We start from the raw sequence: 8,399 nt of genomic DNA, 5'->3' as shown, positions 1-8,399 counted from the left end.
TAACACCATTAAAGACCTTGATGGGTTTTTCTGTCCACTTAAATGTTCAACTTAAATTTTACAATCTGCCAAAGATAATCGGCACCGTTGCTTGTGAATTTGGCGTATAATGCGATTCGCTGGTCCGAAAATCCGCCGCATCAAATATTAATTCAAGTTGATCACCTGCTTGAAACACATAATTAGTGGACACCGCTTGCCCATTGACGTGAATGTGCTGTTTTTGCCGCAAAGCCCCACGTAACCGTTGCGGGATCAACCAAGCTTTTAAAGTGTCTTTTACTGACTGTCCAACGCGTACCGTTGGGACTGTCATGTGATAAATCCAAGTTGTCATACCTTATCGTCCGTTTGTTGCGCTGCTTTGTCAGCCGCGACCAAATGATAGATAACTTTCCCATTATCATCTAATGAGACATACAATAATTGCGTTTCCTCGGCATCAAAAAAGCCCAGATTGACCATATATTTTCCTTGGTGCGTCTCTAATCCTTGGAAAGCTTTTTTCATAATATGTTGAATCACACCAACATTTTCAATTTGTTCATTAGCGGCCCGTACGGCCTCATGTAACGACTCGCCATCATCTAAGTGTTGCTTAATGATCGTCACCTTAACGTAAGCTGGAAAACCGTATAGTCGTGACTCTTGCTCATCGTCACGCGCAATGGCTGATACATAGCCTTGCTTTTCCCAGTAACGCAATTGGCGCGTTGATACGCCCGTCATCCGTGCCAGTTCACCAATTCGAAACTGTAAATTATCAAAGGTTGGTTTCTTAAATTTCCCGATATGCTTCGCATGAGATTCTTCAGTCATGATATTTGCCTCTAAGAGTATTATATTCTTGTCAACTTAGTTGTCAAATTTTTGCTGAAAGACGGCTTCCCATTGCGCCAAAATTGGCGCAATTTTAAAGTCTTCAACCCGTTGTAAACTTTTTTGGGCATAGGCTGCACGTTGGTCCACATCTTGTAATAAGGGTTCAATCGCAGTATATAATGCATCCACATCAGCATTGGGGGTTAAAATCCCATGCGCGCCTTCAGCTAATACTTCCGCAGACCCCGTATTACGCATCGCTGCAATTGGTAAACCAAAGCTCATCGCTTCGGCCAATACCAATGGTAGCCCTTCCCAGCGTGACGTCTGAACAAACAAACTTGCTTGACGATAGTGTTCACGCAAGGCATCATCTTTCAATGGCCCACGATAAATGATTTTATCTGCGACCTGATGTTGATCAATCAGCGCTTCAAACGTTGCCATATCCTCGGCTGAACCACCACCGGCAATCGCTAATTGCCAATCGGCTGGTAATTTGTCAGCGAGTTTCACCGCAAAATCAATCCCCTTATGCTGAATCGCAATTCTTGCCGTGAAAGCGATCACTTTCTGATTTAGATCAGCTTGCCCACTGGGCGTAATCGTCAAGGGATTCCAAATTTTGACTGTCCGGTTATAAGCAGAAAAACCTGCTAAATCAGAATCCGTTAACGCCACAATCACATCCAAAGCCCGTAATCCTGCATTAAATTCATCCTGCATCGCCGCGTAATATTGCGTTTGATAGGTTGTCACATTATTGTGCATCCAGCCAATCAATTGGGTATTAGGCAACGTTAATTGTGCCGCAAAACTCGATAATAAGCCCCCTGCCAAAATCACAACATCAAACTGGCGCGCAACCGCTTCAAATTCACGAATTTGTTGCGCAAAACGTTCAAAAGGTTGCGCATCATTATCTAAGGTTACCGGTGTCTCACTCACTAATAACGGCGCCGCCAACGTATAAAAAGGTGGCATATCAGAAAAACTGTAATAGGTGACATCATGGGTTGCTGCTAAGGCATTCCCCACAACGGTTGTTGCCCGCTTCATGCCACCCAAACCAATATTTTCTAAACCAATTAAAATCTTCATCCTATGCCTCCCAATTAACATCATTTCTATTGTATCAAAAAAAGCCCGTTGCGTTATCGTATCGCAATCCGTGGCTTTTTTATTTGGTATTATTCACTTTGACTCCAGTCATCAGCATTTCGTGGCATCAAACGCGTCGAATCCGTTTTTTCATCGTGTAATTCTGGCGCGTCCGTCACATACTGACTCAAGGTTGATTTATTGCCATTCTTGGCAAATAAGCTCTTTGAGGCTTTACCTAATGTCTTGTTTTGTTCTTGCAGACGTTTGATTGTCGCACGCTTACTATAGTCAAACTTGTTCGCATCAACTGGATTAAAGCCGTCTGGCGTGTAGAAGCGCAGCAGGTTCTTCTGGTTAAGACTATCTGACATATCTAATTTTTCGTTAACCGCTGCTTGAATACCGTCCAATGTTTTCTGCAATTCTGGCGTTGGTTCTGTAATCATTTGGTTAGTCTGCACATTCCAGTAACGCCCAGAAAGACTCGCATACTGTGGCGTGATCCAATCTTTGTTTCTAAACGCCACAATTTGTTCATGTTGTTTACTCAATAAGTCTTGGCCAAATTGAATATAGCGCTGCGTCGTAATGCCGAGTAAATGCTCAAGCGTTGGCGCCACATCGATTTCACCACCAAAGGTATGATCAATATAACCATCCGTCATGCCTGGCACATGGATCATAAATGGCACACGCTGTAAGTTCGCGTTGTCCAAGTCACTCCATTGGCTTTCATCTTTGCCTAAAATTGGCGCTAAATATTTCGCATCCGTGTTCGAGATACCATAATGATCCCCATACAAAACAACCGCAGTATTGTCATACAAGCCTGATTTTTTCAGATAATCAAAGAATTCTTTCACTGACTGGTCTAAATAGTGATTCGTGATAAAGTAGTTATCGACAATTTTAGACCCACTATTGGTCGTGATAAAGTTAGGATCTTGATCTTCTTTATCTAACGTGAACGGCGTGTGGTTCGTCACCGTGAGGTATTTCGCATAAAATGGTTGCTGTAACTGTTCCAAATAAGGAATTGATTCTTGGAACAACAGTTTATCTTTCAGACCCCAGGTTGTGGCCTTTTGTCCCGTCAAATCAAAATAATCCCCAGAGACCCAGTTTTGATAACCCATATGCTTATAAACATTGTTACGGTTCCAGAAAGTCCCAATGTTGCCATGGAAAACCGCACTTGAATAGTTCGCCCGCTGGTTCAAAATTGCTGGCATCGCTTGGAACGTTTGATCATTCCCAAGCTTTGAGAACAATGACCCTTGCGGCAACCCAAACGTCGACGTCTCCAGCATATTTTCCGCATCGGAGGTCTTACCCTGTCCAACTTCGTTAAAGAAATTATCAAAGGCCAAGGTACTTTGACTGTGATACAGACTATTCAAAAACGGCGTCACTTCTTGTCCGTTAATCTTACGATCAATTGACATTTGCTGGAAACTTTCCAAGTGAATGACAATCACGTTTTTGCCTTTGGCACGCCCAAAGAATTGCGGATTGAGGGCCGCATAGTGTTTATTTACATAATTTTTAACTTGTGTAAACTCTGACGGTGTGGCACTTTTGCGCACTTGACTCGTTTGATACGTATTGATGGCATCATAAATCGTAAACGGTCCTAGACCTAAATATTTAACCATATACTCCCGATCAAATTGGCGGGTTAACAGTTGTGGCCGATCAATATCGGATAAAAACAAATTGGCCATGAGCACAAACACCCCAACTGTTAGCCATTTAAAGGGTTGAAAACGTGGTAATGGTCGTGGATCTAACTTGATTTTCCGTGCCAATATTAAGCCAAGTAATACCAAAATATCTAACCAAAATAAGATATCATGGAAGCCAAAGGCAATCGCCCCCGCTGCTTTCCCACCTTGGTTGACCGTACTATAGCCGAGCATGGTATTGATGGACATGAAATCCGAGAATTCTCGAAAATACACCACATTCAGATACAGCAATAGCGTTAAGACCGTATCTAAAATTAACAACGTGCCGTAATAGAGCTGCTTGGGTTTAATAAATAACGTCAAGCTGAATAAAATCATTGTAAGTCCAATTGGATTCACTAACATTAACAACACCTGTAACGGATCTTGGACATGTAACCATTCAAAGTCAACACCGTAGGCTAAAATAGTCTTTAAGGTAAACAGCGTCAGGACCCAAGCAAAAAATCCGCGTCGCGTATTGAGTTGTCGCAGCCAATTTTTTGGCGCTAATGTCGTCTGCCAGAACTGTTTCAAGCTTTTTTTTACACGATTTTTCATAATCTCCATTATACCAATAAAGCGATACACCTTGCGTTAAAACTTGTTATAATACTCGTATGACAATAGAAATCAAACATCAAATTGGGCTAGGTCCCATCCATGACGACGCCCTGACCATTCGCACAACCGTTTTTGTTGCCGAACAAGGCGTCCCAATGCAACTTGAGCTAGACAACCCAACAGTTGAAGCAACGGCCTTACATATTGTTGCCTATGTTGACGGTAAATTGGCTGGTACGGCCCGCGTTTTTGAAGAGCAACCTGGGGTTTGGCATGTCCAACGCGTCGCAACCCTTTATCCAATGCGCGGTCAAGGCATCGGACGCCAATTATTCGCCTACATTGAAAAATTAGCCCCAGGTTACCATATCCAAGCCCTTGAACTAGGGGCACAAGTTCAAGCAAAAGGCTTCTACGAAAACTTAGGTTTCCAAGCTTTTGGCGATGAATTCTACGAGGCAGACATTTTACATATCAACATGAAAAAAGAATTGGTGTAAATCAATTCTTTTTTTCGTAGGCCACTTCGACCTGAATCTTGTACGGTTGTTGGACAGCTAGCAACGCCGTGCGCGTCGCAACATGTCCCATGCCACCAGTAATCACAACGGATGACAGCGCTAATCGATAAGTCATCATCGCCTGATTGGCCGGCGTCATCCCAACCATGACCAGTGTGCCAAGTTCACGCGCCTGTAACTGGTTAATGCCCCCCATAATTTTGATGTCACCACCGACTTCAACCATATCAAAATAGGGTAAAAGCGTGCCTGGGTGATTCGCAAAAATCACATCGTGCTGTAAAATAATTTGCCGTTGTGCCTGTTCACCAAGATGGCCATAATCTTGTTTCATCAGCCCGAGTTGCATCAACGCCGTGGCTAATTGCGTGATATTGTCTTGCTGCGTGGCATTGACCGTCACTTCACCCAGCATCACATGTTGTCGTTGATACAGCCCATTAGCGGGTACAATGACTTCATGCACATCCGCTTTCTCTTCCTCCAGCTGCGGGCCGCCTAACACTTTCTCAATTTTTGGCGAAATATCCCATTTGACCACAGTATTTGTAAAATAGTAAATAATATTTAAAACGACAAAATAAGCCAAGATAACAAAAACAATGGCAATCATTGCCCCGCGTAGCCAACGCCCATTGGCCAAAAAACGATAGGCAATATATAACACATACCAGACGCCGATAGCACTAACGGCCGTATAAATCCGATTTTTTGTTTTAGAATTCGTTGAAAAATAGCCCAAATAGCTATTCACTAAATCAAGTAACGTAAACACTTATTGGCCACCTCCTGTCGGCGTTGTCTCAGGGACCGTTGCGCTCACCGCTGTGTCTGGTACCTGAGACGTTGAACTACTGACAGCTGACGACGAAGCCGGCGTACTATTTGCCGAAACGTCAGCTTGTTGCGACGATGATGAGGATGATGCTGGCAACGATGACGTCACAGTCGAAGAGGATATCACGTTAGTTGACGATGATGACGTACTGCTAGGAACCGATTCAGTCACATGAGATGAACTCGTCACCGATGACACCACACTTGTTTGTCGTGGTGCAACTTGGCCACCCTCTTTGGTACCAGTTGCAACATTGACAGCAAGATTCCCCGCACTAATCGCAATAATCAGTGACACAATTGCCGCCGGCGTTAAAAAAGGCGGTGTCCGATATTTCTTAGTCATAATTCCCCCAAGAACCTTACTAAAAGCTGCTGATATCAATACATGTCACGCTATCTCTCAGTAAAAATATCCCTATAAGCAACGAAAACCCGCAACTGCTTGCGGGAGGACATTTTTATAAAATATTTTAGGAGATTTTATTTTTTAGGGAGATTGAGATTGGAGAGAGAGCGTCCGTTGATTCGTTGTTTGATATCAACACTTGTTGATGTATATAATATAACTATTAGAAATTAAATGGAGATTAAAGCAGATGAGACAATATCAGGCTTATTTTATTGATTTAGATGGGACCATTTATCAAGGTACAAGACAATATCCGTCAGGCAAACGTTTCATTGACCGGTTACGTGCGCAACAGATTCCTTACCTCTTCGTCACAAATAACTCAACTAAAACGCCTGAAGCGGTTGCCGACAACTTAAGTCAAAATCATAGGATTGTGACAACACCAGATCAAGTCTATACTAGTGCAATGGCAACGGCGGATTATCTCAAGACCCACGTACCTGATCAAGCTAAAATTTTGGTCATCGGCGAAGCTGGTTTGCAAACAGCCATCCAGTCCGCCGGTTACGCACTTGTGGCTGATCATCAGGCGGATGTTGTCGTCATGGGCTTAGATCGCCAATTCACTTATGACAAATTGGTTCAAGCCACTTTGGCCATTCAAGCTGGTGCACTGTTTATTGCCACTAATTGTGATACCAATTTACCAACTGAAGCCGGTATGCTACCTGGTGCTGGCACATTGGTGAGCGCGCTACAAACAGCAACCCAAACCGCGCCCATTATTATTGCCAAGCCCGAAGCACCCATTATGACTGGCGCTTGCCAACGGCTGGGTGTTGCACCGCAAGACGTCCTGATGGTCGGCGATAATTATCAAACAGATATTCTTGCGGGGATTAATAATGGGATTGATACGTTGCTAGTCTATTCAGGTGTTTCAACCCCTGAACAAATTGCGCAAGTCACACAAAAACCAACCTATGAAGTCGCCTCACTTGATGATTGGCACCTATAAAAAAGCACTGTTTCACGTGAAACAGTGCTTTTTTACGTTAATTCACTAAACCGTCTGCTGCTATTTGCCGTTTCGCAGGTCGGTAAAAGAAGTAATACAGAATGGCCGAAATAAGCGGTATAATTGCCGCAATGAAATACAAGTCTCTAAATGGCACATACGCATGTAAGGCCCCAAAGGCATAAGGCCCGACACCCAAGCCCAAATCTAAGCCGATAAAGTAAGTCGATAAAGCAATCCCAATCCGACGCGCCGAAACTAACTTCAACGTCACAGCCTGACCATTTGACATAAATGTGCCATACCCTAGCCCAATAAATGCCCCAGACAGTAGTAAGGTCACGCCATTATGCGTTAAGCCTAAAATAATTAGGCCAATGGTTAAGAAAATATAACTCGGATACATGACCATATTTTCACCAAACCGATCAAAAATCCGCCCAGACATCGGCCGTGTGATCGTGACAATGCCGGCATAGACAACAAAGAAGAAGGAACTAACGGCGACTAGATTCAAACTCTCTGCATACGAGGCCAAAAAGGCTAAAACACTGGAATATGATAACCCCATTAAAAATCCAATTACGGCAATTAAGCCAACTTTATACTCAACAAAACTTGAGATTTGCCATGACTTTAATGCTTGACGATGCGCATCAGTAAGCGTCACATTCGTAATTTTAATCATAAATAACGCAACCATTGCGGCAGCAATTAAGGCAACTGACAACAGCACAATAAAGTGAAAACTCGTCGCATTCAACAACATTAAGCCAACAAATGGGCCAATAGCTGCTGCCAAACTTGTGCTCAAGCCGTAGTAATTAATCCCCTCACCACGTCGATTATCTGGAATAAAATCCGTGACAATGGCATTCAGGGCCGTTGAAGTCATCCCGTAAGCAAAACCGTTCAACAAACGCACCGTATCCAGCACCAAAATATTAGGCACAAATAAGTAGGCAATTGTTGTCACGAGATAAAAGACAGCCCCCCAGCGCGCAATTTGGCGACGACCGACTAACTCTAACTCTTTGCCGACAATGAGTCGCGCCACCAACGTTCCAATAATATATATCCCAGATGCCACGCCCGCCTGGCCAAACGATGCATGTAGTTCTTCATGTGCAATCACCGCAATAATGACCATCATTAAGTAATATACAAGATAGACAATAAAATTAATGCTCGTAACTGCTATAAACCCTTTATTAAATAACTTCTCTTCCATTTCCCGTTCCTTTGTTTATCATTGCGACAGTTCAAACCCAGCAAGACAGCTAGGTTGGTGACGGTGATAAACGTAGAACGGTCTTAGCGCCGTCCATGTTACAAAACTCCGTTCAATTTGACACCGTGCGCTTGCATGAAAACATTGTAAACGGCAGATTGCAAGAAATAACTTGAACGAATTTAGTGACGTAGATTAAGTAAGAAGATCTCGATTGGTG

At 43.3% G+C, this 8,399-nt stretch carries 9 protein-coding genes; 2 read left to right on the top strand and 7 right to left on the bottom strand.

Going from position 1 to position 8,399, the window contains the following annotated elements; translation table 11 throughout:
• Nucleotides 1-58: 58 nt before the first annotated feature.
• The 4 genes from IE039_RS07935 to IE039_RS07920 all read right to left on the bottom strand — a co-directional run bounded on the left by IE039_RS07935 (nt 59) and on the right by IE039_RS07920 (nt 4,214).
• Nucleotides 59-337: a hypothetical protein gene (locus IE039_RS07935; protein ID WP_189429000.1), complete on the bottom strand. Its 279-nt coding sequence runs from the start codon at nt 335-337 to the stop codon at nt 59-61.
• Nucleotides 334-819, bottom strand: a complete 486-nt coding sequence (locus IE039_RS07930) for a MerR family transcriptional regulator (RefSeq protein ID WP_189428999.1) — start codon at nt 817-819, stop codon at nt 334-336. The genes IE039_RS07935 and IE039_RS07930 overlap by 4 nt, the downstream gene beginning before the upstream one ends.
• 36 nt (nt 820-855) lie before the next feature.
• Nucleotides 856-1,923, bottom strand: a complete 1,068-nt coding sequence (locus tag IE039_RS07925) for a glycosyltransferase (protein WP_029510050.1) — start codon at nt 1,921-1,923, stop codon at nt 856-858.
• 89 nt (nt 1,924-2,012) lie between these two features.
• Nucleotides 2,013-4,214 (bottom strand): LTA synthase family protein, encoded by a 2,202-nt coding sequence (locus IE039_RS07920; protein ID WP_373366930.1) that lies wholly within the window; start codon nt 4,212-4,214, stop codon nt 2,013-2,015.
• A gap of 59 nt (nt 4,215-4,273) precedes the next feature.
• Between IE039_RS07920 and IE039_RS07915 the strand changes: the two genes are divergently transcribed.
• The gene (locus IE039_RS07915; protein ID WP_010003387.1) at nt 4,274-4,717 is read left to right on the top strand and encodes a GNAT family N-acetyltransferase; all 444 of its coding nucleotides are present in this window, start codon (nt 4,274-4,276) and stop codon (nt 4,715-4,717) included.
• 1 nt (nt 4,718) lies between these two features.
• Here the strand turns inward: IE039_RS07915 and IE039_RS07910 are convergent, their stop codons facing one another.
• Both IE039_RS07910 and IE039_RS07905 read right to left on the bottom strand, forming a co-directional pair.
• Nucleotides 4,719-5,513 carry a DUF6681 family protein gene (locus tag IE039_RS07910; RefSeq protein WP_010003385.1) on the bottom strand — a complete coding sequence of 265 codons (795 nt, stop codon included), beginning with the start codon at nt 5,511-5,513 and terminating at the stop codon, nt 4,719-4,721.
• Nucleotides 5,514-5,921 (bottom strand): hypothetical protein, encoded by a 408-nt coding sequence (locus tag IE039_RS07905; RefSeq protein ID WP_189428998.1) that lies wholly within the window; start codon nt 5,919-5,921, stop codon nt 5,514-5,516.
• A gap of 253 nt (nt 5,922-6,174) precedes the next feature.
• Here IE039_RS07905 and IE039_RS07900 point away from each other — a divergent pair, with 253 nt between their 5' ends.
• A complete protein-coding gene (locus IE039_RS07900) occupies nt 6,175-6,948 on the top strand; it encodes a TIGR01457 family HAD-type hydrolase (RefSeq protein WP_010003068.1) in 774 nt (257 codons plus the stop codon).
• Between the two features lie 37 nt (nt 6,949-6,985).
• Here IE039_RS07900 and IE039_RS07895 read toward each other — a convergent pair whose 3' ends face one another.
• Nucleotides 6,986-8,179, bottom strand: coding sequence for an MFS transporter (locus IE039_RS07895; protein ID WP_189428997.1), 1,194 nt, complete (start codon nt 8,177-8,179; stop codon nt 6,986-6,988).
• Nucleotides 8,180-8,399: the final 220 nt, after the last annotated feature.

Source organism: Leuconostoc lactis KCTC 3528 = DSM 20202 (assembly GCF_014651235.1).
Classification (GTDB): domain Bacteria; phylum Bacillota; class Bacilli; order Lactobacillales; family Lactobacillaceae; genus Leuconostoc; species Leuconostoc lactis.
The sequence above is the reverse complement of the archived record's forward strand: the minus strand, read 5'-3'. Positions and strand labels throughout refer to the sequence as shown.

Coding starts and splice junctions, on each gene's coding strand:
- IE039_RS07935 (WP_189429000.1), bottom strand. CDS start 337: ATGACAACTTGGATTTATCACATGACAGTCCCAACGGTACGCGTTGGA.
- IE039_RS07930 (WP_189428999.1), bottom strand. CDS start 819: ATGACTGAAGAATCTCATGCGAAGCATATCGGGAAATTTAAGAAACCA.
- IE039_RS07925 (WP_029510050.1), bottom strand. CDS start 1,923: ATGAAGATTTTAATTGGTTTAGAAAATATTGGTTTGGGTGGCATGAAG.
- IE039_RS07920 (WP_373366930.1), bottom strand. CDS start 4,214: ATGAAAAATCGTGTAAAAAAAAGCTTGAAACAGTTCTGGCAGACGACA.
- IE039_RS07915 (WP_010003387.1), top strand. CDS start 4,274: ATGACAATAGAAATCAAACATCAAATTGGGCTAGGTCCCATCCATGAC.
- IE039_RS07905 (WP_189428998.1), bottom strand. CDS start 5,921: ATGACTAAGAAATATCGGACACCGCCTTTTTTAACGCCGGCGGCAATT.
- IE039_RS07900 (WP_010003068.1), top strand. CDS start 6,175: ATGAGACAATATCAGGCTTATTTTATTGATTTAGATGGGACCATTTAT.
- IE039_RS07895 (WP_189428997.1), bottom strand. CDS start 8,179: ATGGAAGAGAAGTTATTTAATAAAGGGTTTATAGCAGTTACGAGCATT.